The 25,113-nt window shown below is 52.2% G+C and carries 20 protein-coding genes; 10 read left to right on the top strand and 10 right to left on the bottom strand.

Annotation, left to right across the window (positions count from 1 at the left end; translation table 11 throughout):
- Positions 1-363: 363 nt before the first annotated feature.
- The 7 genes from AAIG11_RS12555 to nirJ1 all read right to left on the bottom strand — a co-directional run bounded on the left by AAIG11_RS12555 (position 364) and on the right by nirJ1 (position 9,121).
- Complete coding sequence (locus tag AAIG11_RS12555; RefSeq protein ID WP_425499424.1) at positions 364-2,607, bottom strand: DNA gyrase subunit A; 2,244 nt, start codon at positions 2,605-2,607, stop codon at positions 364-366.
- 137 nt (positions 2,608-2,744) lie between these two features.
- Positions 2,745-4,727 (bottom strand): DNA gyrase/topoisomerase IV subunit B, encoded by a 1,983-nt coding sequence (locus tag AAIG11_RS12560; RefSeq protein ID WP_283409035.1) that lies wholly within the window; start codon positions 4,725-4,727, stop codon positions 2,745-2,747.
- A 210-nt stretch (positions 4,728-4,937) separates the two neighbouring features.
- Positions 4,938-5,429 (bottom strand): siroheme decarboxylase subunit beta, encoded by a 492-nt coding sequence (ahbB, locus tag AAIG11_RS12565; RefSeq protein ID WP_343186589.1) that lies wholly within the window; start codon positions 5,427-5,429, stop codon positions 4,938-4,940.
- Positions 5,430-5,498: 69 nt separating this feature from the next.
- A complete protein-coding gene (locus AAIG11_RS12570; protein ID WP_343186590.1) occupies positions 5,499-6,356 on the bottom strand; it encodes a DUF6544 family protein in 858 nt (285 codons plus the stop codon).
- 115 nt (positions 6,357-6,471) lie between these two features.
- Positions 6,472-6,942: a siroheme decarboxylase subunit alpha gene (gene ahbA / locus AAIG11_RS12575; protein ID WP_343186591.1), complete on the bottom strand. Its 471-nt coding sequence runs from the start codon at positions 6,940-6,942 to the stop codon at positions 6,472-6,474.
- Positions 6,942-7,943 (bottom strand): putative heme d1 biosynthesis radical SAM protein NirJ2, encoded by a 1,002-nt coding sequence (nirJ2, locus tag AAIG11_RS12580; protein ID WP_343186592.1) that lies wholly within the window; start codon positions 7,941-7,943, stop codon positions 6,942-6,944. Before nirJ2 ends, ahbA begins: the two co-directional genes overlap by 1 nt.
- The gene (gene nirJ1, locus AAIG11_RS12585; protein WP_343186593.1) at positions 7,940-9,121 is read right to left on the bottom strand and encodes a putative heme d1 biosynthesis radical SAM protein NirJ1; all 1,182 of its coding nucleotides are present in this window, start codon (positions 9,119-9,121) and stop codon (positions 7,940-7,942) included. The genes nirJ2 and nirJ1 overlap by 4 nt, the downstream gene beginning before the upstream one ends.
- Before the next feature lie 329 nt (positions 9,122-9,450).
- Between nirJ1 and AAIG11_RS12590 the strand changes: the two genes are divergently transcribed.
- Genes AAIG11_RS12590 through AAIG11_RS12615 form a run of 6 tightly spaced genes read left to right on the top strand, consistent with a single transcriptional unit; the run spans position 9,451 to position 14,780 of the window.
- Complete coding sequence (locus AAIG11_RS12590; RefSeq protein ID WP_343186594.1) at positions 9,451-10,143, top strand: precorrin-2 dehydrogenase/sirohydrochlorin ferrochelatase family protein; 693 nt, start codon at positions 9,451-9,453, stop codon at positions 10,141-10,143.
- Positions 10,144-10,184: 41 nt separating this feature from the next.
- Complete coding sequence (gene hemC / locus AAIG11_RS12595) at positions 10,185-11,117, top strand: hydroxymethylbilane synthase (RefSeq protein ID WP_343186595.1); 933 nt, start codon at positions 10,185-10,187, stop codon at positions 11,115-11,117.
- Positions 11,107-12,681: a uroporphyrinogen-III C-methyltransferase gene (gene cobA, locus AAIG11_RS12600; RefSeq protein ID WP_343186596.1), complete on the top strand. Its 1,575-nt coding sequence runs from the start codon at positions 11,107-11,109 to the stop codon at positions 12,679-12,681. The genes hemC and cobA overlap by 11 nt, the downstream gene beginning before the upstream one ends.
- A gap of 2 nt (positions 12,682-12,683) precedes the next feature.
- The gene (gene hemB, locus AAIG11_RS12605) at positions 12,684-13,658 is read left to right on the top strand and encodes a porphobilinogen synthase (protein ID WP_343186659.1); all 975 of its coding nucleotides are present in this window, start codon (positions 12,684-12,686) and stop codon (positions 13,656-13,658) included.
- Between the two features lie 5 nt (positions 13,659-13,663).
- The gene (locus AAIG11_RS12610; RefSeq protein ID WP_343186597.1) at positions 13,664-14,470 is read left to right on the top strand and encodes an AzlC family ABC transporter permease; all 807 of its coding nucleotides are present in this window, start codon (positions 13,664-13,666) and stop codon (positions 14,468-14,470) included.
- A complete protein-coding gene (locus tag AAIG11_RS12615; protein WP_343186598.1) occupies positions 14,457-14,780 on the top strand; it encodes an AzlD domain-containing protein in 324 nt (107 codons plus the stop codon). Before AAIG11_RS12610 ends, AAIG11_RS12615 begins: the two co-directional genes overlap by 14 nt.
- 232 nt (positions 14,781-15,012) lie before the next feature.
- Here AAIG11_RS12615 and codA read toward each other — a convergent pair whose 3' ends face one another.
- The 3 genes from codA to namA all read right to left on the bottom strand — a co-directional run bounded on the left by codA (position 15,013) and on the right by namA (position 18,638).
- Positions 15,013-16,248, bottom strand: a complete 1,236-nt coding sequence (gene codA / locus AAIG11_RS12620; RefSeq protein ID WP_343186599.1) for a cytosine deaminase — start codon at positions 16,246-16,248, stop codon at positions 15,013-15,015.
- 20 nt (positions 16,249-16,268) lie between these two features.
- Positions 16,269-17,516: a cytosine permease gene (gene codB / locus AAIG11_RS12625; RefSeq protein ID WP_343186600.1), complete on the bottom strand. Its 1,248-nt coding sequence runs from the start codon at positions 17,514-17,516 to the stop codon at positions 16,269-16,271.
- An 81-nt stretch (positions 17,517-17,597) separates the two neighbouring features.
- Entirely contained in the window at positions 17,598-18,638 is a 1,041-nt protein-coding gene (gene namA / locus AAIG11_RS12630; RefSeq protein WP_343186601.1) for an NADPH dehydrogenase NamA, read from the bottom strand.
- 310 nt (positions 18,639-18,948) lie between these two features.
- On the opposite strand from namA, the gene AAIG11_RS12635 reads away from it, so the two are divergent.
- The 4 genes from AAIG11_RS12635 (at position 18,949) to AAIG11_RS12650 (ending at position 25,029) form a co-directional block, all read left to right on the top strand.
- Complete coding sequence (locus AAIG11_RS12635; RefSeq protein ID WP_343186602.1) at positions 18,949-21,906, top strand: ABC transporter substrate binding protein; 2,958 nt, start codon at positions 18,949-18,951, stop codon at positions 21,904-21,906.
- Between the two features lie 244 nt (positions 21,907-22,150).
- Positions 22,151-22,837: a DUF4342 domain-containing protein gene (locus AAIG11_RS12640; protein WP_343186603.1), complete on the top strand. Its 687-nt coding sequence runs from the start codon at positions 22,151-22,153 to the stop codon at positions 22,835-22,837.
- The gene (locus AAIG11_RS12645) at positions 22,797-23,495 is read left to right on the top strand and encodes a response regulator transcription factor (RefSeq protein ID WP_343186604.1); all 699 of its coding nucleotides are present in this window, start codon (positions 22,797-22,799) and stop codon (positions 23,493-23,495) included. The genes AAIG11_RS12640 and AAIG11_RS12645 overlap by 41 nt, the downstream gene beginning before the upstream one ends.
- Positions 23,488-25,029, top strand: coding sequence for a sensor histidine kinase (locus tag AAIG11_RS12650; protein ID WP_343186605.1), 1,542 nt, complete (start codon positions 23,488-23,490; stop codon positions 25,027-25,029). The genes AAIG11_RS12645 and AAIG11_RS12650 overlap by 8 nt, the downstream gene beginning before the upstream one ends.
- Positions 25,030-25,113 lie beyond the last annotated feature (84 nt).

The raw sequence follows: 25,113 nt of genomic DNA on the forward strand, positions 1-25,113 counted from the left end.
GCCACTATCCTTGATAATAGAGGATAGGAATACCCTTTCTCAAAGCAATATCACCCCTCAAAACTGATTCTAAGCGCAAAAAAGCCATGTTTCATCTCTAAAACATGACTTTTTCGACAACCTCAAGGTTCTTGAAGGTTTTCAAGAACCTTTTTCTTGACAAAAGACCACTGGGAAAGAAGAAGCGGCATCGTTTACGAAAGAGGGCGTGAGTACCTGTTAATCAAACTATAAGAAGGCGGTCGGTTTCTAAAAAAAGAAGTAAAAGCCAGCCGTCGTGTTAAGCGGCACATAAGATAGCAAGGCTTTCGGCTCAGATGAGACCGAAAGCCCGATGGCAACTGCGAAAAAAGTATTGAAATATTATTCGGGCTTCTCAGAGGATTCCTCCGTGTTGGACTCCAGTAATTCCATGAGATTAACATTCTCGCCCGTATCACATTCACCATGAAGCGTCAGACGGTCTTCTTTCTTCAGGTAGGTGCCCACAGCGGGTATGTTGGCCCGGTAATAATCGGGGTTGGCGAAGGTGACTTCTTCAGGAGCCAACACAGCCACCAGCTCGCTGCCTTTCTTGGACTTGATTACCTGAATCCCCATGGCGCTGCGGGTGGTCTTGAGATTGATCTGAGCGGTATCAAAAATCAGCACTTTGTTAATATTACTCACCGCCACCAGCCGGCAGTCTTCCTGGAAAAACCGGATGTCCCGCAGGGCCGGGTCGCCGTAGGCATTAGCCAGTACTTTCCGGTTAGTCTTGGTTTCGTAGGCGGAAAGAGGAATTTTGGCGGCTTTTCCGCTGCTGAAGGCGAAGAACATCATACCGCTGTAATCAGTGGTGGCGACCATATAGAGGATTTTTTCCTCTGGTTCCATGGGCACCAGATTGGGCAGGTAGTTCCCCAAATCACTGGCCTTGGAATCCTCCAGCTCATAAAGCTTCAGCTTGTATGCTTTTTGACGGTTGGAGAAAAGGATCAGGTCTCCCCGGTTTTCTCCGTCCATTTCCTGAATTAGGCAGTCTTTGGGTTTCAGCTTCTGCTCAAAATTGCCACGCAGGGAGGTGAGGGGGATTTTTTTCAGGTAACCGTCCCGGGTGAGGAACACCTTCAGGTTGTAATCACTGATCATCAGCACAGGAGATGGCTCGGGCAGCTTGTCCTGGGAGACAATGGCGGTTTTTCGCGGCTGGCCGTAGGTATCGGCAATGCGCTTCAGCTCTTGGGCGATGCGTTTTTTCTGCTTGGCCGGGCTGTCGATGAGGGCGGTGAGTTCTTTGATGGCTTTTTCCAGATCCTGGATATTCTTAGTCTGCTTCAGCAGGTATTCCCGGTTCAGATGGCGCAGTTTGATTTCGGCCACGTATTCAGACTGTATTTCATCAATGCCAAAGGCATCCATCAGATTGGGAACCACCTGTTTTTCTTTATCGGTGTTTCGAATGATGGCAATGGCCTTGTCGATGTCCAACAGAATCACTTCAAGCCCCTTCAGTACATGGAGCTGTTTTTCCTTTTCGCTACGTTCAAAGATCAGCTGCCGTTGCAGGGTGTCCATTCTGAACTTCAGCCATTCTGTCAGAATACCCTTCACTCCCAGCACCTGAGGACGGCCATCGATGATCAGGTTGAAGTTGCAGCTGAAAGAGTCTTGTAGAGGGGTCTGGCGGAAAAGCCGTACCATCACCCGTTCCGGGTCAACACCCTTTTTCAGATCCAGGGTGAGTTTGAGACCTTTCAGGTCGGTTTCATCCCGCAGGTCGTTGATTTCTTTCAGGCTACCGGATTTGATGAGGGCAGTGATTTTTTCCATGATGGCTTCAATGGTGGTGGTATAGGGAATTTCAGTGATTTCGATGACATTATCTTTTGCATCGTAGTGATAGACAGAGCGGAGGGTGAAGCTGCCCAGGCCCGTCTCGTAAATGCGCCGCAGCTCGGCTTTGTTTCGCACAATTTCGCCGCCGGAGGGAAAATCCGGGGCCTGGAGGGCTTCATACATGCCTTCCACATCATCGTCAATGAGTTTGTTGGTGGCTTCGCACAGTTCCACCAGGTTAAAGGGACAAATATTGCTGGCCATGCCCACGGCGATTCCCTGGTTGGGGTTCGCCAGAATGCTGGGGAAGGTGACGGGGAGCAGGGTGGGTTCTTTGGTGGTGTTGTCGTAGTTGGGCACAAAGGGTACCGTGTCTTTGTTGATGGCGGCAAAAAACTCGGTCATCACCGGCATCAGCTTGGCTTCGGTGTAACGGGGAGCGGCGAAGGCCATGTCCCGGGAGTAGGCCCGGCCAAAGTTTCCCTTGCTTTCCACCAGAGGCATCAGCAGGCTCTGGTTTCCTTTGGTCATGCGCACCATGGTTTCATAAATGGCCATGTCGCCATGAGGGTGAATCTTCATGGTCTGGCCCACAATGTTGGCCGATTTGGTGAGGTTTCCCTTTAAAAGGCCCATGCCGTACATGGTGTAGAGGATTTTTCGGTGGGAAGGCTTCAGCCCGTCAATTTCCGGGAGGGCCCGGGAGATGATGACACTCATGGCATAGGGCATGTAATTGGTTTCCAGAGTGTCCACCACATTGAGTTGTTGTACTTTCGGGTTTTTCAAGGGACATCTTCCTTTATCTCAAAGTAATCCAGCTATCTAAAGCATTTCAGCTGTTTAGGCGGAATCCGGCATCACCAGCGTCACCAGCATCGTAAGCGCTGCAACATGGGGTGCTGCCGGCGGGACACCTGATGAAATTAGTCAATATCCACCTGGGCCAGGTAGTCAGGCCCTTTTTCTGTAATGAAAAGCTTGCGGCCCGGCAGGTTGTTCCCCAGCAGCACATCAAACATTTCCTTGGTGGCGGCAGCCTCAGAGGGGGTGACCTGAATGAGTCGGCGGGTTTCAGGATTCATGGTGGTTTCCCACATCATCTGGGGTTCGTTTTCGCCCAGTCCTTTGGAACGCTGCAGGCGGAAGTTGCCCTTGATCTTTTTCAGAATCTGTTCCTTTTCCCGTTCGTTGTAGGCGAAATGGGTTTCGCTCTTTTTCAGATCGGTGATTTCAAAAAGGGGAGATTCAGCAATGTACACATAGCCTTCTTCAATGAGCTGGGGAGTGAGCACATACAGCATGGTGAGAATCAGGGTGCGAATCTGAAAACCGTCCACGTCGGCATCGGTGCACAGAATGATCTTATTCCACCGCAGCTTGGTGATATCAAAGGTGGCCAGGTCAGAATGGCGGGATTTGATTTCAACGCCACAGCCGATGACTTTCAATAAATCAATGATGATATCGTTGGCGAAGATCTGCTGATAGCTGGCCTTCAGGCAGTTGAGAATTTTACCGCGTACGGGGATGATGGCCTGAAAATCGGCATCCCGGCCCATTTTGGTGGAGCCAAGGGCCGAATCGCCTTCCACGATGAACAGCTCCCGCTTATCGGGGTCTTTGCTGCGGCAGTCCACAAACTTTTTCACCCGGTTTCCCAGGTCCATTTTGCCGTTTAGCTTCTTTTTGATGTTCAGCCGTGTCTGTTCCGCGGTTTCCCGGCTTCGCTTATTGGTGAGCACCTGCTGCAGAATCTTCTCCCGGTCCTGTTTGTTCTCAATGAAGTAGATTTCCAGCTTTTCCTTGAGGAGGGCCGTCATGGCCTGCTGGATAAACAGGTTGCTGATGGATTTCTTGGTCTGGTTGGCATAGCTGGTCACCGTGGAGAAGGAATTGGAGAGGAGGAGCAGGCTGTCTTCGATATCGGTGAAAAGAATTTTTTTCTCGTTCTTACGGTAGAGATTCTCATCCTTTAAGAACTGATCAATGACCGCCACGAAGGCATTTTTCACCGCCCGGTCGGGGGCACCGCCATGTTCAAGAAAGCTGGAGTTGTGGTAGTACTCAATGAGGGGCTGCTGATTGTTAAAGCAGAAGGCGATTTCCATTTTCACCTTGTACTCCGGTTTGTCTTCACGGTCACGGCCGGTGGCGGTACGGGTGAGATGGCGTACTTCGGTGAGTTCCTGCTCTTTGCTGATCTCCCGGATATAATCCAGAATACCGTTGGGATAACAGAAGGTCACGGTTTCATCCGTCAGATGGTCGTGAAAGAGAAAGGTGATGCCGGCATTTACCACCGCCTGGCGCTTCAGGGTTTCCAGAAACCATTCCCGGGGAATGGCAATTTCGGTGAACACATCAAGATCCGGCAGCCAGTGGATCCGGGTGCCGGTTTCGATGGAGGAGCCGGTGAGTTTCTCGCTTTTCAGACCTTCTGGGTTAAGGCCCTTCTCAAAGTGGAGGGTATACCGGTGGCCGTCCCGCACCACCTCTACATCCATGAAAGTCGATGCAAACTGGGTGGCACAGGCACCCAGGCCATTGAGGCCCAGGCTGTATTCGTAGGTGAGGCCAGTCATGTTCTGGTATTTGCCGCCGGCATAGAGTTCGCAGAAAACCAGTTCCCAGTTGTAGCGTTCCTCCCGGGGGTTGTATTCCAGGGGAATGCCCCGGCCATGGTCGGTGACCTGAATGGAGTGGTCGGCAAACCGCTCCACTTCAATGGTGTTGCCGAAACCTTCCCGGGCTTCATCAATGCTGTTGGCCAGAATTTCAAAAACGGCATGCTGGCAGCCGCTGATATCGTCGGAACCAAAAATGACACCGGGGCGCAACCGCACCTTGTCGGGTCCTTTCAGGGAAGAAATGCTGTCGTTGTTATAGGCTTGCTGGGTTTTTACCATAGGTTCGTTCCTTTCCTGTGAAAATCAAAGTCCATGTATGATCATATCACAAGTGGCTGCGATATTTCAAAAGACGGTTTCTTTTCCGATGCCATTATAATACATCAGACCAAAAGATGATAGTTGTTTCATAGAAAGAAAAACCGCCTCAGTGAATGGGGCGGTGAGGATGAAGACGAATGCGAAGACGAAGGCGCGAAAGGGGGAAAGTTACTCGGTGGCGGCAGGGGATTCACAAAAGTATCGCATGCTGGTTTTTTTCAGTTCCCGGAGGCTGGTAAGCAGCTGGTAGTGCTGAATGCCGGTTTCAGCCGCCAGCTCCTGAACGAAATCAAGGCAGGCAGCTTCGCTGGTGCCGTGAATCATGGTAAACAGGTTGAAGGGCCAGTTGGGCCGGGTGGGGCGCTGGTAACAATGGGAAATCTCAGGGCGGGCAGCCATGTGATGACCTGTGGCGGTGGTCAGGTGCTCCGGCACCTGCCACACCACCATCACATTATGGGTGTAGCCCACCTGATGGTGCCGAACCACGGCTCCCAGGCGTCTGAGAAGGCCTTTTTCCTGAAAGAGGCGTACCTTTTCCAGCAGGGCTTCTTCAGAGAGATGCAGCTGTTGTGCAAGGGTTTCGTAGGGGTTAAGGGTTTGGGGCAAATCCTGCTGCAGGGCTTTGATGATTTCTTTATCCAGTGACGTCAGGGTCATGAAGGGTCTCCTTTCGGAAGTTGAGTGATTCTGAGGATGCTGGTGGAAAGGGGTGTCCTGGTTCATCCATTAATAGGGTGCCGGCTGATTATATTCCATCTCAATGACTTCAAAGCGAAACCAGTTGAAGTCTCCTTCAGGTAGTTTCCAGGTGACTTCTCCCTTAGTCGGAACCATCATGCCATCAAAGGAGCGATAATCACTGACGGGAACCGCCCATGTGTGCAGACGAAAGGCACCGTTAAATTCTCCATAACGTTCAGCCTCGAACTTCACGGCAGCGCCATCACTGTTGAAAGTGAAGATGCCAGAGGCCTGTACATCTTCGTAAGTCATGGTCGCTTTCGCATGAGTGTCATCAATTGTTTCCCAGACGATGTAATCTTCCAGGGCGGCTGACGGAAACCACATGGTCTCAGCTAGATATCGCAGCATTGTTCCCTGATCAATTTCCGCTCCTTTGGCATCGGAGAGGGTGATCAAAGAAAGGGGTTTAATCAGCATGTTTCCATGACCGTGATCATATTTGTCTCTTGCGGCAATATGGATGAACGGAGCAGCCTGAACACGTGCTCTCCAAATGAATCCAGGTGTTTCGGAGGTGAAGTATTGCTCGGCTTCCACAGGCATCCATGACTGATCTTTTCCCAATCTCATGGAGGCTGTCTGCTTCAGTCGAACAGTGGCAATTTTCTCTCTGCCTATGATCCCACTGTATTCCAGCCATGCCTGCACATTCTTCGGCAGGCCTTCAAGGTCTTCCTGGGTCACAAGCTCACCCTGATGCTGCACTTGATGAAAGAGCATCTCCACTTCCTGCTTCACATGCTGCTTAAAGAAAAGATGGGCGATGCTTGAAGCAGCTATCAAGGTTAACAGGAGCACCACAAGGACGATGCCAGCTTTGAGAACTATTCTTTTTATCATGGGATCCTCCAGTAAAGAAAAAAGATGAAAGTGCTTTTGTAAAGAAGTTTATTTCAGGGATGAGGTTGGCGGCGGCGCAAAACCAGTGATTCGCATTTCGGCAAGCGTCAGCGACTCAAAGCTGAAACTGCACTTTGATTTTAAAGGTCTGACAGGCAGGCAGGTTCAGGAGCGGTCCCCCGTCAGCCTGGGTCTGCAAGTTCTTTTCCAGTTGGCCAAGGGTCTCTGACAATTTCTCATCGGAGGGGGCAATCAGGGTAAACCACAGGTTGTAGGTGTGGTCCCGCTGGTAATGATGGGTAACCCCGGGAAGGGGGTTGATCAGGGCGGCTGCCTGGGGAACGAGATGATCAGGAACAGAGACGGCACACAGGGTGCTCACATATCCCAGTTTGCGGGAATCAAAAACCCCGCCCAGTCGCCGGATGATCCCCGCTTCTCGGAGCAGGTTCACCCGTTGGAGAGCATCAGACTCAGAAATGCCCAGGGTGTCGCCCAGGATTTTGTAGGGCCGGGGATCAACGGGGAAATCCTGCTGTATCAGGTTCAGCAGCTGCTGGTCAATGGGATCTTGAATGGCTGTCATCAAGCATCCACCGCCTCTCCGCCCCGGTAAAGACACCAGGGCTCCTCTGCCATGTAATCGCCTTCGTGATACACTGCCGCCCGGGCCCGGCAGCCACCACAGGCCACCTTGTAACGGCAGTGGCCGCAGTAGCCGGCGTAATCCATGGAGCGCAGCTGTTGAAACACAGGGCTGTTGGCCCAGATGTCACTGAAAGGGGTTTGGCGCACATCACCCACCACCATGTCCATATAGGCGCAGGGCTGTACCAGTCCCCGTGGGCTGATGATGCAGTAGCTGGTGCCGGCCAGACAGCCCCGGCCATAGCGCATTTTCAGGCCCATTTCACTGGCAATGCGCATGAACTGGGGGGCACAGGTGGGCTTCAGCTCAATGGCGACACTTTTTTGTTTTTCCATGATTCTGGTGATGACAGACTCATACTCTGCCGCCTGAAGGGAGGTTTCTTCAATATGGGCACCTCTGCCCGTGGGCACCAGAAAGAAAAGGTGGTGGGCCACTGCTCCCTGAACCACGGCAAAGTCGGTGATGGCTTCCAGCTCATGCTGATTCCAGTCCATCACGGTGGTGTGTACCTGAAAGGCCAGGCCCGCCTCTTTGCAAAGGTTCATGCCCCGCACCGCTTCCTGCCAGGCACCGTCATACTGGCGCAGCTGGTCGTGGTGCGCCACATCCATGCTGTCCAGGCTGATGCCGATACCCATGACGCCGGAAGCTTTCAGATCCCGAGCCAGAGAAGGGGTGAGCAACGTGCCGTTGCTGCCCATCACCGGCCGCAGGCCTATCTGGGAAGCGTAGGTGGTGAGTTCCACAATATCCGGGCGCATGAGGGGTTCGCCGCCGCTGAAAATCATAATTTTAAAGCCGGCTTTGGCAATTTCGTCCAGCAGGTCTTTGGCTTCGGCAGTGGTCAATTCATCCGAAGCCTGGGCACCGGCATCCCGGTAGCAGTGGTCACAGTACATGTTACACTGATTGGTGGAATTCCAGGAAATAATCATCGGGAAACACCTCCGATTTCTGCATCTGTCAGATAACAGGCCGGGTCAGCTTCCCAGAAGTCGCCGGTGACGGCCTCTGCTCTGGCCCTGAAGTTGCCGTTGCAGCAGTCCTGCCACTGACACTGGGCACAGCGGCCCTTCAGCAGGGTTTTCCGGTCTTTCAGACCGGCCTGCAGGGGGTGGTCGGTGCTCTGCCAGATACTGCCAAAGGGTTTCTCCCGCACATTGCCAAAGGTGACATGCTGGGTGAACTGGTCAGGGTGCACATTTCCCAGGTGGTCCACATTGGCAAAGGCCATGCCAGACCGGTTGCCCCCATTTTGGCGCAGCAGGGCCAGCAGGCTTTCCGCTGCTGCCGGGTCTTTTTCCCGGAGCTTCAGATAGAGATAGACTCCGTCTGCGTGATTGTCAACCGTCAAGAGCTCTTTCTCCAGGCCACGGGCCTGAAAGTCAAGGGTGCGGTCAATGAGCAGGTCCATCAGTTGCCGGGTTTCATCGTGGGTCACATCTTCTTTCACCATTTCACTTCCCCGGCCGGAATAAACCAGGTGATAAAAGCAGATGCGGTCGATGCTGGCTTCCTCCATCAGGTCCAGAATACGGGGGATATCTGCGTAATTGTGGCGGTTAATGGTGAAACGGAGGCCCACCCGCTGGCCCACGGCCACACAGTGTTCGATGCCTTCCATGGCGCGGCGGAAGGCCCCCTGCTGACAGCGAAAAGCATCGTGAACCGGCTCCAGGCCGTCCAGGCTGATGCCCACATAGCCAACGCCCATGTCTTTCAGGCGATGAGCCGTGGCCCGGTCGATGAGGGTGCCGTTGGTGGAGAGGGTGGGGCGAATCTCCAGCCGGGCGGCTTCTTCAGCCAGGGTGAAAAAATCCGGGCGAATCAGGGGCTCGCCGCCGGAAAAAAGCAGCACCGGCACCTGAAAGTCAGCCAGGGATCGGATAAAAGCCAGGGCTTCCCCGGTGTTCAGTTCGCCTTCGTAGGTTTTTGGATCAGAGTTCATGTAGCAGTGCCGGCAGGTGAGGTTGCAGGTGCGGGTCATGTTCCAGGCCACCACAGGCCCCAACCCTTCCCGCACACCATGGGGAGACCGGGCGGCACCGGCGGTGTAACGCAGCCGGTCGCCGTAGTGGCAGGAACCGGTGAGAAGCTTGCTGAGACTGATCAAAAAATGACCACCTTTCTGATTTGTGGGATGTCGTTTCAGGCTTTGGTTCACTTGTTTTGCAGCATGGCTGATGCCCAATGGCATCTGAATAAGGGTATACGGTTAGATGAACATTGTTGAAAGCCGCATTGCTGTCAAGAGATGGAATTTAAATTTTCATGTGGTTATGTTATCATAAGACAGACACGATTCTCCGGGTGTATTGTTTCACCCACTATTCATTATAAAGTAGTTATGGTTTTTCGTCCAGAGAAGGAAAAGCCAGATGTCACAATACACGGCCACCACCAAACCAAGTGGGCGGGCATGACTTTGAAAGGATTGTTCCCATGAAAACAACCCCTCAGCGTGATTACTTTCCTATATTGCTCCAACTCACCGGGCACCCCTGCCTGGTGATCGGCGGTGGCCGGGTGGCCTATCGTAAAATCGAGTCACTGCTGCAGGCAGGGGCCCGGGTGACGGTGATCAGCCCCCAGATGGTGCCGGAACTGGAAGCGTTGGCAGCGGCACACGCTGCTGAAGCGCAACCTGAAGGCAAGGCTTCTCTCCGACTGATTCGCCAACCCTATGCCCTGGGAGACTTGAAAGGCTATCGCCTGGCCTTTGCCGCCACCGGCAACCGGGAAGTGAATGAAGCCTGCCGTCAGGAAGCGGAGCACTGCGGCGTACTGCTGAATGTGGTGGATGTCCCTGATTTATGTGATTTCATCATGCCGGCGGTTCATCAACAGGGGGATCTCCTGTTTATGGTGTGCAGTCAGGGGAAAAGCCCCATGCTTACCAAGCGGCTTCGCAAAGAGCTGCAGCAGCGGTACGGCCCAGCCTACGGGCGGGTGGCTGAGGTAATGGGAGAATTGCGGCAGCAGGCTTTTCAGGATCTGCCGGATATCCACCACCGCCGGGAAGTCTTTCGACACCTGATTGAAGACGGGCCGCTGGACGAAGCCCTCACCCTGCCGCCAGAGGAAGCCCGGCAGCACCTGTGGGCAGCCTACGGGCAGATGATAGAGCAACTGTGAAGAACAAATCAATCCATCAACCATAGACAGGATGTGACGTGATGAAACCCATCATCATCGGCTCCCGGGGGAGCCGGCTGGCTCTGATTCAGGCAGAATCAGTGAAAACAGCACTGGAAGACGCCCATGCGGGGCTGCAGGTGACCATCAAAGTCATCAAAACAAAAGGCGACTTGATTCTGGACCGAACCCTGGACAAAATCGGAGGAAAGGGTCTTTTTGTGAAGGAAATTCAGCAGGCCCTCCTGGAAAAATCCATCGACCTGGCAGTTCACAGCATGAAAGATGTTCCCGGAGTGGCACCGGAAGGGCTGGTCATGGCTGCCGTTACCCGGCGGGAAGACCCCCGGGACGTGCTGGTGACAGCCGAAGGCTTCACACCGGAAACCCTGCCTGAAGGCGCGGTGATTGGCACCAGCAGCCTGCGGCGTCAGGCCCAGATAAGGTCATTACGGCCCGACTGCCAGGTGGTTCCCCTGCGGGGCAATGTACAGACCCGGCTTCAAAAAATGAAGGATCAGCAACTGACAGGAATTCTGCTGGCAGCTGCCGGACTGAAACGGTTACAATTGCTGGGAGAACTGCCCCATAGCTTCATGGACCCCCAGGTTTTTGTCCCCGCCGTGGGTCAGGGAGCCCTGGGATGTGAAATCAGAGAAGCGGATACCGTCATGAAAGCCCTGTTGCAACCCCTGGAAGACACTGATACCCGGGTGGCAGTTCAGGGAGAACGGGCTTTTCTCAACCGGCTGGAAGGCGACTGTCACGTACCCGTGGGAGCCTTTGGCCGCCTGGAGCAGAACCAGCTCATCCTCACCGGACTGGTGGCCGCCGCCGATGGCAGCCGACGTTTACAGGAGACAGTGACGGGAGACAAAGACCAGGCAGAAGTCTTGGGGCGTTTACTGGCAGAAAAGCTCATCGCCCAGGGGGCCTGGGAACTGATGAAAGCGGGTGGCAGTGATGACAGATAACACGCGGATGATTCCCATCGCCGGGCCCATGGTATTCCTGGTGGGGGCAGGTCCTGGCGCAGAAGACCTGATCACCGTGAAAGGATTACGCTGTTTGCAGCAGGCCCAGGTGGTGCTGTATGACCGCCTCTCTGGGGAAAGCCTGCTGAAAGAAGCTCCGCCGGAAGCGGAGCTCATTGATGTGGGCAAACAGCCCGATCATCACCCCGTTCCCCAGGAAACCATCAACCAGCTGCTGGTGGAGAAGGCCGGGGAAGGGAAGCTGGTGGTTCGCTTAAAGGGCGGTGATCCTTTTGTGTTTGGAAGGGGTGGCGAAGAAGCCCTGGCCCTGGAAGCAGCGGGCATTCCCTTTGAAGTTGTTCCCGGCATTTCTTCCGCTATTGCAGTACCCTCCTACGGGGGAATTCCGGTGACTCATCGCCATATGAGCACATCTTTTCACGTGATTACTGGTCACGAAGACCCGGAAAAGCCAGAGGAAGCAGTGAACTATCAGCTGTTGGCACAGCTTTCCGGCACATTGGTGTTTCTCATGGGTGTGGGCAGGCTGCCCCAGATCACCCGGCAGCTCATGACTCATGGCAAAGATCCCCGCACCCCCGTGGCTCTGATTCATCGGGGGACCACCCCCAGTCAGAAGACGGTCTGTGGTAATCTGGTAAACATTGTGGAACGGGTTGAAATTGCCAGGCTGAAACCGCCCTGTGTCATTGTGGTGGGAGAAGTGGTCTCCCTGCAACCCGCCCTTTCCTGGGTGGAGCGAAAGCCGCTTTTCGGACGCCGGGTGCTGGTAACCCGCTCTCGGCAGCAGGCCAGCGGCCTGGCAGCCAAACTCAGGTGGCTGGGAGCTCAGGTGGAAGAACTGCCCACCATCGCCATCCGTCCGCCGAAAGACCCGGTAAAACTGTCGAACGCCCTGGAAGACCTGACAGTCTATGACCATCTGATCTTCACCAGTGTCAACGGGGTGGAAGCCTTTTTCCAGCTGTTGCTGGAAACCGGGCGGGATGTACGGAGCCTGTCGCCAGAGACAGAAATCACCGCCATCGGCCAGGCCACAGCAGCAGCCATTGAATCCCGGGGGCTGCGAGTGACACGAATGCCGGAAGTCTTCACAGGAGAAGGGGTGTTGGAAGCGTTGACACCCATTATCCGGAAGGGACAGCGGGTGCTCCTTCCACGGGCGGAAATCGGCCGTCCACAGCTGGTGAAAGGGCTGGAAGCCCTGGAGGCCATTATGACCGATTTGCCCGTCTATGAGACGGTGATTCCTGAAGCTGATCCGGCAAAACTGCAACAGCTGGTGAAGCACCCGCCTCACTGGATCACCTTCACCAGTGCCTCCACCATCAACCACTTCATGGCCATGCTGAATCAGGCGGGGCTTCCTTTTCCCAGAGAAACCCATATTGCTGCCATCGGACCGGTGACGGCAGATGCTGTTCGACACCATGGCCTGGAAGTGACAGCGGAGGCAGAGCCCCATACCATTGATGCCTTGGTGGCCGCCATTCAGGCTGCTGATGGTTCTTTTAGTGAACGACGAAAGGAGTCTTTCCAGTGAATCTGACAAAACGTCCCCGCCGACTGCGGGATCATGAGGCCCTTCGGGCCATGGTGCAGGAAACCCGTGTGGATGCCGCCGATTTGATCCAACCCCTTTTCGCAGTGCACGGCACCAATATTAAAAGAGAAATCCCCAAACTCCCCGGCCAATATCATTTTTCTGTGGATCGACTGGCTGAAGAAGTGAAAGAACTGCAGTCCCTGGGCATTCGGGCTGTTCTGATTTTTGGTTTGCCAGAGATCAAAGACGCTGCCGCTTCCCAGGCTTTTTCCGATGAAGGCATTGTGCAGCAGGCGGTACGGGCCATTCGAAGCCAGGTGCCGGACATGCTGGTGATGACCGATGTCTGTTTGTGCCAGTACACCGACCACGGCCACTGCGGCATGGTGGTGGGAGATCAGATTCTCAACGACGAGAGCCTGTCGGTGCTGGCAAAAACAGCCTTGTCCCATGCCAAAGCCGGAGCCCACGTGGTGGCCCCCTCCGACATGATGGACGGCCGGGTGGCCGCCATTCGGGAAACCCTGGATGCCCATGGGTTTCACCAGGTGAGTATTATGAGCTACAGCGTGAAATACGCTTCTGCCTTCTACGGTCCCTTCCGCCAGGCGGTGGCCTCAGCCCCCCAGTTTGGAGACCGGAAAACCTACCAGATGGACCCGGCCAACCGGCTGGAAGCCCTGCGGGAGTCAGCTCTTGACATTGAAGAAGGCGCAGATATGCTGATGGTGAAGCCGGCCCTGGCCTATCTGGATATCATTCGGGAAGTGAAAAACAAGTTCTCCCTGCCCCTGGGAGCTTACCATGTGAGTGGTGAGTACGCCATGGTGAAAGCTGCCGTCGCAGCAGACCTGCTGGATCACGACAAAATCATGGTGGAGATTCTCACCAGTATCAAACGGGCTGGAGCCGATGTGATTCTCACTTATTTTGCTAAAGACATGGCCCGGCTGCTTCAACTGAAAGGCCAGTGATCTCTATGAACCCTGAGAAACAAAGCACTTATAAGATAGAATCGCCTGAGGGAGAGTCATCTGGGGGTACTGAACCCGCTTCGGAGAGTACTCTAAAGGCGAAAGACGGCCTGGCGGCCGGCGTTCCCATTATCATGGGTTATGTACCCGTTGCCATTGCTTTTGGCGTGTTGTCCCGGAACGTAGGGATTTCCCTGCTCCACACCCAGCTGTTTTCCCTTGTGGTGTTTGCCGGGGCCAGTCAGTTTATGGCCATCAACCTCATTGCCCTGGGAACAGGGATGGGCCAGATTATCCTTACCACGCTGCTGATGAACTTTCGGCATTTTCTCATGAGCGCCTCTTTGTCCCAACGGCTGGGGCCCCAGCCCAAAACCCGGATTCCGCTGCTGGCCTTTGGTGTTACCGACGAGGTTTTTTCCGTGGCCATGACCCGGCGGGAATCCCTCAGCCCTTCGTTTGTGCTGGTACTGGAGGCCATGGCCTACCTTTCATGGAACGGCGGCACCTTTCTGGGCTACTGGCTGGGTGACATTCTGCCCGCCATGGTACAGGCCAGCCTGGGCATCGCCCTCTATGCGCTGTTCGTCGCCATTCTCCTGCCGGAAATGCGCCGTTCCCGTCAGGTGCTGGTATTGGCCCTGGGTGCCGGGTTGCTGCATACCCTGCTGGAAAAAGCAGATCTGCTGCCGGGAGGCTGGAATCTGGTGGCGGTGATTGTGCTGGTTTCCTGGCTGGGCACTTATTGGCCTGAGAATCGGGCAAAAACAAATTCTCAGGAAAAGGCAGGTGAATCCCATGTGGCTGAATGAACCGAACCGGTTGTTGCTTTTACTGGCAGGCATGTTGCTGGCCACCTACCTGCCCCGGCTGGCCCCCTTCTTCATGATGCAGGATCTCCGGCTGGCTCCCCGTCTGAAACGATTTTTGGAGCTGATTCCCTTCACAGCGCTGGGAGCGCTTATTCTGCCTGGCGTACTCGCTTCGGTACCCGGCCACCCCCTGGCCATGGCCGCCGGCATCGGTGTTGCTGCGGTATGGGCCTGGTACAAGGGTGGTATTGTGGTACCGGTGGTGGGAGCCATCGCCGTCACCTATGGGGTGCTGCTCATCGCCGGGTAATGCGGCCAATCACAGCATGTCACCTTGCCGCATATCACCACATGAGTATCAATCACATGCACATTAACCACTTCAATATCAACAAAAGGAATGGTGATGCCTGTGTGACAGGCATCGCCATTCCTTCGTACTGCTTAGATTCCTGCGTAAGACAATGGTATCTTCACATCACATGCGCGGCAGCATATAACTTCTGAGGGTTTTCCGGAAGTCAGATCAGTTCTTAAAGCAGCTAAAAAAGGGCCTTTTTCATAGCCGGCTGTGACGATGCAATCAGCTTTCCCTTTGTGAAATTGTACAGTACTTCCTTTTTCTCGTTCAGCACATGGTAAAAATTGGCATCATTCATCATAATAAAGCTTGCCGGATTTCCCTCTTTGATCTGATACGCTTCCCCAAGATGTAAGGTTCTGGCGGCATTATGGGTCACAAGCATATAAGAGTTGAGGATTTCTTCATAACCCATCATCTGACAGACGTGAAGCCCCATATGAATCACATCCAACATATTTCCGTCCCCCAGAGGATACCAGGGATCAAAAATATCATCATGACCGAAAGAGACGTTGATTTTTGCTTCTAATAATTCTTTGACCCTTGTGACACCTCTTCTTTTGGGATAAGTATCAAAACGTCCCTGCAAGTGGGTGTTAACAAGGGGATTGGCAACAAAGTTTATTTCACTCATTCGAAGAATTCTGAATAGCTTTGAGGTGTAGGCATTGTTAAAGGAATGCATGGAGGTGGTATGACTGGCGGTCACTCTTTCCTTAAGACCGGATTCATACGCTCTGGTTGCAAGGGTTTCAATGAAGCGTGACTGTTCGTCATCAATCTCATCACAATGAACATCCACCAGTTTATCGTATTTTTCCGCAAGCGCCATGAGAAAATTGACACTTTCCACCCCGTACTCTCTTGTAAATTCGAAGTGGGGGATGCCGCCCACAACGTCAGCCCCCATTTTAAGGGCATCTTCCATCAGTTCTTTGCCGTTTGGAAAGCTTAAAATCCCTTCTTGGGGAAAAGCCACAACCTGTACGTTCACTTTGTCCTTCAGTTCTTCTTTTAGTTCCAGCAATCCTTCCAATGCCACTAAAGATGGATCTGTCACATCAACATGAGTTCGAACATGACCAATTCCATTTTTTGCCTGTTTACGAATGGCATTTCTTGCCCGGTCCATCACATCTTTCTTAGAAAGCTTCTCTTTTCTTTCTGACCAGCAAGCAATCCCTTCAAAGAGGGTGCCTGACAAATTCCATCGGGGATCTCCTGCAGTCAAGGCGGAATCAAGATGAACGTGGGATTCAATAAACTGTGGAAGCATTAACTTTCCTTCTCCATCAATGATTTCCACGTTGTTATCGGCTTCAATATGATCTGCAATTTGATAGAACTGACCATCTCTTATGAGGACATCTTTTTTCTCGGATGCGTTTTCGATGCTAATGTTTTTAATCAACATAATCTCCAGCCCCTTTACCTTTACTTTCCATGATTTTTTTTGACAATCAGTTCATAGGCGATATAGACCACTGCAGAAACCATTAATGCATTCAGCGGGGAAATACCCCAGTTTAAGAAGACGCCCACCAGGGAACCGAGAACAACTGCCATGATGGCACCGAAGTTCACATCTGTGCAGGTTGGTTCTTCTTTTCCATAGTTCTTCTTGTTCATGAAGTAATGAAGGATGATCACCACACCGACGGGTGGAATCATTCCGCCCAGAGTACTTAGATAAACTATGAAATTATTGTAGAGCCACACTGCTGACAGTGTCCCGATAGCTCCGCCAATCAATACCATCGGTTTGCTTCGAATCTTTGTGATATTGGCCAGCCCCAAACCTGCAGTATAGAGGGCGTTGTTGTTGGTTGTCCAAATATTGAGCCCCAATACTAAAATGGCAGGGATCATCAAACCTTGCGCTATCAGAATATCGAAAATATCTGCGTTCCCTGTTACAGCGCCACCAACAGCACCAAACACAAACATGATGCTGTTACCAATAAAGAAAGCAATGACCGTTGCCCAAACAGCGATATGCGGCGTCTTGGAAAATCGCGTAAAGTTTGGAGTTGCAGTTCCGCCACTAATAAAGCTTCCGATGACGATGGATAATGCGGCGGTTAAGGTTAATGGATTTCCAGGGTTTTCTGCAAATACATTTCCAAAGCCAGACACTTCTGCAATGCCTACATTCATTGAATAAATACCCAGTACAGCAATCAAGGGCACCGCAATGGAACCCAATACTGCCAGTGCCTTAATGCCATAATAGGCAGTTGCAGTCATTAACACTCCGGTAATTAGAATTAAAACCGTCATGTTGATGTTCAATAAAACAGAAACAGGAAATGCGAACATGGCAACACCTACACCAAACCAACCGATTTGTGTGAAACTAATGAGAATCGAGGGCAAATACGATCCTTTTGTTCCGAAGGAGTGTCTTGCCAAAAGGTCCAGCGTCAGCCCTGTGGATTGACCCACATGGGCCAAAACCCCGGTATAAAGCCCCAAGAATGCATTGCCAAGTAACATGGCAAGGAAAAAATCACGCATGTTCAACCCGATGCCAAGATTCCCCCCTGCCGTCATGGAGGGTGAAAAGAAAGTGAATCCCAACATAATGACAATAACTGCCCAGAATCCCTGTTTGCTTTCTTGTTTCACTGCAGATAAAGAATGTTCTGTGTCGCCTGTTCTGTTTTTAGCTGTGGCTTTCATGTTCATCCTCCGTATGCGGTAAGTCTTTTTGTCTTCACATTTAACCCAACCCAAGAGGCTTTGTTCATAGAATACGTTGAACTACCACTTCGGTTGGCTGCGCTGGTACTGAAGGGGCCACTCCAGTTCTTCGCGAAGCTCCCGGGCAGCCTGCAGGGGCCAGTAAGGGTTGCGCAGCAACTCCCGGCCTAAAAAGATCAAATCAGCCCGTTCATTTTGGAGAACTTCCTCTGCCATCAAGGGGCTGGTGATGAGCCCGCCGGCCATCACCGGTAATCCGGTGAGTTGCCGGATGGTTTCGGCAAAGCGTACCTGATAGCCGGGGTAGGTGTTGATATGGGCATTCACCACCGCGCCGGAGCTGACATTCACCAGATCGATGCCAGTGTCTTTGGCCAGATTCAGCAGGGCTGCCAGATCTTCAGGGCGATTGCCCTCCGGTACATAGTCTTCAGCAGATACTCTCACGATCAACGGCAGTTCTTCGGGAATGACTTCCTTCACAGCCGCCAGCACCTCTCTTAAAAATCGCACCCGGTTCTCAGGGGAGCCCCCGTAGTCATCGGTGCGGTGGTTGGCGAGGGGAGAGAGAAACTGATTGATGAGATAGCCGTGAGCGGCGTGAATCTCCAGCACCTGAAAGCCGGCTGTCACTGCGCGGCGGGCGGCCTGCTGAAAAGATGCCGTTACCTGGGCGATGTCCGGCACACTCATGGCTTTTGGAACCTGAAACCGTGGGTCAGCAGCATCGAAAGAAAGGGCGCTGGGAGCAATCACTGCCTCTCCGGCGGCCTCGCATTTTCGCCCGGCGTGGCCCAGTTGGATGCCCATCACCGCGCCATGGCGGCGTCCGGCATTCACAATGCGCCGCAACGCATCCGCCTGGCTGTCTTCCCAGATACCCAGATCCTGAGAAGAAATGCGGCCCCGGGGCTCCACTGCCGTGGCTTCCAGTAAAATCAAGCCGGCACCCCCCACGGCCCGGGTGGTGTAATGAACCAAATGCCAGTCGTTGGCATAGCCGTCATCGCCGGCAGAATACTGGCACATGGGGGCCATGACAATCCGGTTTTTAAGGGTGGTTTTTTTCAGTTTGAAAGGACTGAAGAGTTTTGTTTTCATGGGTGATCGCCTCCTGAGTTCCTTTTTACCCGTTGGCTGATGAAAAAATCATTCTGTGAGAGTGGGTTCGCAGTTCATCCAGCTGAATGGAGAAGAGGGTACGTGAAATAACGATGCCAGAAGGGATGGCTGTTTAAAAAGCAACGAATGTGGTATCCTTAGCTTAAGCAGAAGAATGGCTGTTCATGCGGCGTTTTGAATCTTTCATGATCATGCATTGCCTGCTGTCGCAGAAATCGTTGTACTGCATGTTGAGGAACCCTGCTGTACCGTAGCAGCGATTTTTTCTTTTCAGACAGGAGGAGACACGATGCCAATCCAGCCCATTCATTGCACATATCGTCGTCAACATGTGATGATGATCCTGCTGGCGCTGTTAATACTTTCTGTATCCACCTGTTCCGGGGTGAGTGCTCTGGAGCAGCCAAAGTCAGTGCTTTTTATCAGTGCCTATACCGAAAGCTTTGTCATTGTGCCAGAGCAGATAGAAGGAATACAGGCAGCCTTTGAACCCTATCCCATTCAAATTGAAATCGAATACATGGACACCCGCCGCATTGAAACAGAAGAAAATATTGAAATATTTCGCCAAATGCTCACCTACAAACTGAATCAGCTGCCCCCTTACGATGCGGTACTGGTGGGAGATGATAACGCGCTGCAGTTCGCTCTGGATCATCAGGAGGAACTGTTTTCCGGCATCCCCATTGTTTTTTTGGGCATTAACGACTTGCAGCGGGCAGCCCAGGCGGCAAACAATCCTATGATCACCGGTGTGGTGGAGGTTTTTTCACTGGTGGAAACCATTGAAATGGCCCATCAGTTTCACCCTGAGGCCACCCGGGTGGTGGCCATAGTCGACAATACCCTGACGGGGCAGGGGGACAGAGATCAGTTTTACCAGGCGGCATCAGCACTGCCGATACTGATCTTCGAAGACCTGAATGCTTCGGAATATACCTATGAAGCATTGGGAGAAATGCTGGAAACCATGGGTGAAGATACCATTCTCCTTTACATGAGCATGTTCCAGGACAGTTCTGGTGCCACCATGACCATCGATGAGGCTGTGGCTTTTTTAAAGGCTCATACCCAGATACCCACTTACCGGGCTTCGGTGGGGGGCGTGGGTGAGGGGCTCATGGGAGGGAAAATGGTCTCTTATTTCGAACAGGGACGGGTGGCTGCCGATATGGTGGTGCAAATCCTTCAGGGAACACCAATTTCCGCCATTCCCATGGTGTCGGAAAGCCCCAACCAGTACTTTTTGGACGATGAGCTCCTTCGGGAACATGGCATTGACAGAAGCCTGATTCCCAAAGGTTCCATATTGTTGAACCAACCCACTTCTTTTTACACCGAAAATCGCGGGCTGGTGAACAATGCACTGGCAGTGCTGGCATTTCTGATAATCCTTCTGATGGTGACTGTCTTTGACAATGTGAGACGCCGCCGCATTGAGCGGGAGCTTCATGAAAAAAATGAAGAACTGGCAGCCTACAATGAAGAAATGCTGGCAACAGAAGAAGAACTCACAGCCCAATACCAGACGATTCAGGAACATATGGAAGAGCTGGCGGTGCTGAATCAAAAGTATGAAATTGCCATCAGCGGTACCAATAGCTGCGTGTGGGAGATCGACCTGGAAACCGATCGGATGTTTCTGTCAGATGACCTGAAGCATATTCTCTCCGTCGAAATCAATCCATCGGGAAATGTGGAAAGTATTTTGAACCAACTCTTTCCCCGCCGGGAGATCAATCGGATTCGCCACGCCTTCACCCGCTACCAGAGCGGAACAGCAGATGAAATTTCCCTGCAGATTTCCCTGAAAGAAACAGGAAAATCAACGCGCTGGGTGCTCTTTCAGGGCCGCGGCGTCTACCTTCAAAATGGCGAGCTGGTGAAACTGGCAGGTATATTGCTGGATATCACCCACATAAAGGAGCAGGAAGCACACATTGATTTTTTAGCCCACCATGATCCCCTCACCCGGCTGCCCAACCGCATCAGTTTCATGAATCGAATACAGGAAGAAATTGCGGCAGGACACTCCGGAACTGTTATGCTCCTTGATCTGGATAATTTCAAAGCCATCAACGATACCCTGGGACACGCTGTGGGGGATGATGTGCTCAGAGAAATTGCCTTGAGGCTTCAACGGCTGACCGATGACAATTTTTTTGTCTCCAGATTTGGAGGCGATGAGTTCTTGATTCTCTTAAGCAGGGAAGCTGATCCGAAAGTCATTGAAACGCGTGTGCGCCAAATTTTAGACGTTTTCGAGTCTCCCTTCCAGGTGTTTAACAGCCGGCGGCAGATCCATTTCAGCATGGGTATCACCCGGTTTCCTGATGACAGCAGTGACATGGAACAGTTGATCATGAACGCCGACACCGCCATGTTCCAGGTGAAACATTCCGGCAAGAATCATTATATGTACTTTCAGCAGGAGATGATTGAAGTACTGAAGGAAAAAGTAGAAACTGAACGACGCTTGACGGAAGCTCTCGCAGAAGACGGTTTCAGATTGGTGTATCAGCCACAGGTAGAACCGATTACTGGCAGTATTGTGGGATTTGAGGCGTTGCTGCGGTTAAAGGGTATTGCCATTCTGCCAGACCGATTCATTCCCGTGGCAGAAGAAACGGGTCAAATTATTCCCATTGGCCGATGGGTGGTGGGGGAAGCGATTCGTCAGATGGCATCCTGGCGTGATCAGGGACTGCCTCTTAAACCAGTAGCCATTAATCTATCCAGCAAACAGCTCAGCGACGAAGGCCTTCATGGATATCTTCAACAAAAGCTCTTGGAGAAGAACATCCCTGCCGAATATCTGGAAGTTGAGATCACCGAAAGCGTGCTTCTGGAAGAAAGCACGGATACGACGACATTTTTGAACCGGCTCCGGGAAATTGGGATTCGCATTGCCCTCGATGATTTTGGAACCGGCTATTCTTCACTGATTTACCTGACTTACCTGCCCATACAAAAAATCAAACTGGATAAAACTCTCAGCGATCGTTTCCTAAAAGATGAATCGGTGGAAGTTATGAACAGTATCATTACCTTGGGACATAGCCTTAATATGGAGATCACCGCTGAAGGGGTGGAAGAACCGGAACAGTACCGAAAGCTGAAAAAAAGCGGCTGCGACTTTATGCAGGGCTACCTGTTCAGCCGTCCGCTTCCAGCGGAAGAGGTGACACCAATTTATAACAGCCAGTTGATTTCAGATAATGCGTCACCAGCAGGTGCATCGCAGTAAGTGTTCAGGGCAGCGGTCTAGTGGCAAAAACCCTTAGAAGGCACCTCGCAGCATCTATTGCGCATGTATTGAATAACTATTGAGCAACTATTGAATATCTACTGAGTGGTTAACTGAGCGGGTGTTTGAAGTTATTTGATGAGAAATCTTTTTTGTTTTCTAATGCAATTTTAATCTTATCTGAATGGGGTTTTCATGTTGAAGCGTTACAATGACCATAATCAAATGAACGGGAGGGAATATTATGGTCACACTGGAACAGGTTGAGAAACTCAGGGAACGAACGGGTGTCAGCTACGAGGAAGCTAAAAAGGTACTGGAGGAAGCCAATGGGGATTTGCTGGAAGCGGTGATACTGCTGGAAAAAAGACAGCAAATTGGCACCCCTGACGGAGGTGGATATTATCATACCGGTCAGGCAGGCAACCATCACCAACAGCATCAACAGCATCAACAACATCAACAACGTCAACAGACGGGAGAGCATGGCAAAAATGCATCATTCAGGCAGGATGAAGCAAAAAATGGCGGCACCACCTTTGGGGAAGCCATTGGGAATTTCTTCCGCTGGTGCGGAAAAGTGATTCATAAAGGAAACAGCAATGGTTTCAGAGTCTTAAAAGATAATGAAAAAATCATGGTAATCCCCCTGACAGCTATGGTGCTGTTGCTGGTCTTTGCATTCTGGATCATTATACCACTGCTGATCATCGGACTCTTTTTCGGTTACAGCTACCGGTTTGAAGGCCCTGACCTTGGGAAACCTTCCGTGAACAAAGCCATGGATTCGGTGGCCAGTGCTGCCGAAAATTTCAAAAAAGATGTTACCGGCAGCAAGCAGCAATCAAACCAAACAGATTCACATCAAACAGATAAAGGTGAGAATCAACATGAAACAACTGGAGAAACCGACAGAAATTCTCATTATTGAAGATGAGGAGAAAATAGCCCGCTTCGTCCAGCTGGAGCTGGAATATGAAGGCTATCGGGTGGAGAAGGCGTTTAATGGAAGGGACGGGCTGGAGTTGATCAAAGCCCGCCCCTTCGATCTCGTGTTGCTGGATGTCATGCTGCCTGGTCTTAATGGTATCGAGGTGTTGCGGCGCATTCGCCAGTTTTCCCAACTGCCGGTAATTCTACTCACCGCCCGGGATGGCGTGGTGGATAAAGTCACAGGCCTGGATGGTGGTGCCGATGATTACATTACCAAGCCCTTTGCCATTGAAGAACTCTTGGCTCGCATACGTGCGGCCCTGCGAAAGAAAGCCCCACCCATCGTCGAAACCAATGCCCCCCTGCAGGCAGGCGCCCTGACACTGGACCCGGAACGTCGGGAAGCTTGGATGGCGACAACCCCCCTGGACTTGACTAAACGAGAGTTTGATCTGCTGCAGTGCCTGCTGGAAAACAAAAACATTGTGATGAAGCGGGAAGTATTGCTGGATAAAATATGGGGATATGATTTTTCAGGCGGCACCAATGCCGTTGACGTGTACGTGCGGTACCTGCGGGCAAAAATAGAAGAGCCCTATCATCAGAAAATCATTCTGACGGTGCGGGGAGTGGGATACGTGATTCGTGATGAGTAAACAGAAAGGCCCCCAAAAGGGTGGAAGAGGAGCCTCCCTGACCGACAAAATAAAATCCTCACTGGCATTGAAGCTGAATGTTCATCTGGCGGTCATGCTGTTTTCTGCTTTTTTCACCGTGAACCTGGTGCTGGTCATCGGGGTCACCGGCACCACTCTCTTTCGCATCGAAAGAGAAACACAGCTGGTCATCGACAGCCTGGAAAATGCCACCTACATGATTTACCAGCCCCTCTTCGAAGAAAAGGGGTTTCAGGTGCGTTCAGAAACGGTGAAAAATGGTGTGGTGGAGCCATCCGGACGTCTTCTTCCGCGGGCTTTGCAAGAAATGCTCCCGGTGGAATCACTGGAAGCCCGACGTGATTTGAAACTGCCACCCCGCCAGCACGATATTTCCCTGGCCCAGCGAATTGACAGGACCACTTACCACCTGAACCTGACAATCCAACACCAACCCCATGAAATCATCTATCAGATCGGGCCTGATCTGAACCGCCTGTTGCTGGCAGGGATCCTGCTTCTGGCGCTGGAGATGTTTGTTTTCCTGGGCAGTCTGGTGGAAGGGGTCGGGGCCATTCGCAAGACACTGAAGCCCATTGCAGACATGGCGGCCACCACCAAAAGCCTTAATGAACAGGTGGCGGCACTGGGGCCTGACGGAACCGGCCTGAAAGACTTAACCGGAGAGATCAGCAGCATTGATGCCAGCCAACTGGACCGTCGCCTGGCGGTGGATGAATCCCAGAAAGAATTGAAAGAGCTGGCCCAGGCCATCAACCAGATGTTGAACCGCATCAATGCGGCCTATCAGTCCCAGGTCAGATTTGTTTCAGACGCTTCCCACGAACTGCGCACCCCCATATCGGTGATTCAGGGTTACGTGAACCTGCTGGACCGGTGGGGCAAGAAGGATGAAAAAACCCTTCAGGAATCCATTGATGCCATTAAGGGAGAAACTGAAAGTATGAAAGCCCTGGTGGAGCAGCTGCTTTTCCTCGCCCGGGGAGACACTGAATCCATGCAGCTGCATCTGGAACCGGTGGAAGCGGTTGAATTGGTGGAAGAAATCGTCAGAGAAGCCCAGCTCATCGACTCTCATCACACCTTTGAAACCCGGCTTCAGACATCGGTATTGCTGACGGCAGACCGGCAGCTGATGAAGCAGGCCATCCGCATTTTACTGGAAAACAGCATGAAATACACCCCCGCCGGTGAAGTGATTTCACTGCGGGTGAATCAGATGGACAGCCAGGTGCACATCACCGTACAGGATAACGGCATTGGCATTGAACCGGAAGACCTGCCCCATATTTTTGACAGGTTTTACCGGTCTGATGAATCCCGGGCGCGAAAAACCGGCGGCTCAGGGTTGGGGCTGGCCATTGCCAAATGGATTATCCAGCGTCATCACGGTCATGTGGAAGTGATCAGCCGGGTGGATATCGGTACCCGCACCACCATTATGCTGCCGGAAACAACTGAAACGGCAGTTTCGCCGGAACCAACGACAGAAGCCATGAAGGAACGTGCCTGATATGCCGGGAGAGAAGTGCGCCAGTGACAAAGCAGGCGAAACATGAGACAATATGACGAGAACCTTGAAATCAGAAAGGAAGAC

The sequence above is a fragment of the Anoxynatronum sibiricum genome, assembly GCF_039414295.1.
In the GTDB taxonomy this organism is placed as follows: domain Bacteria; phylum Bacillota; class Clostridia; order Peptostreptococcales; family Tindalliaceae; genus Anoxynatronum; species Anoxynatronum sibiricum.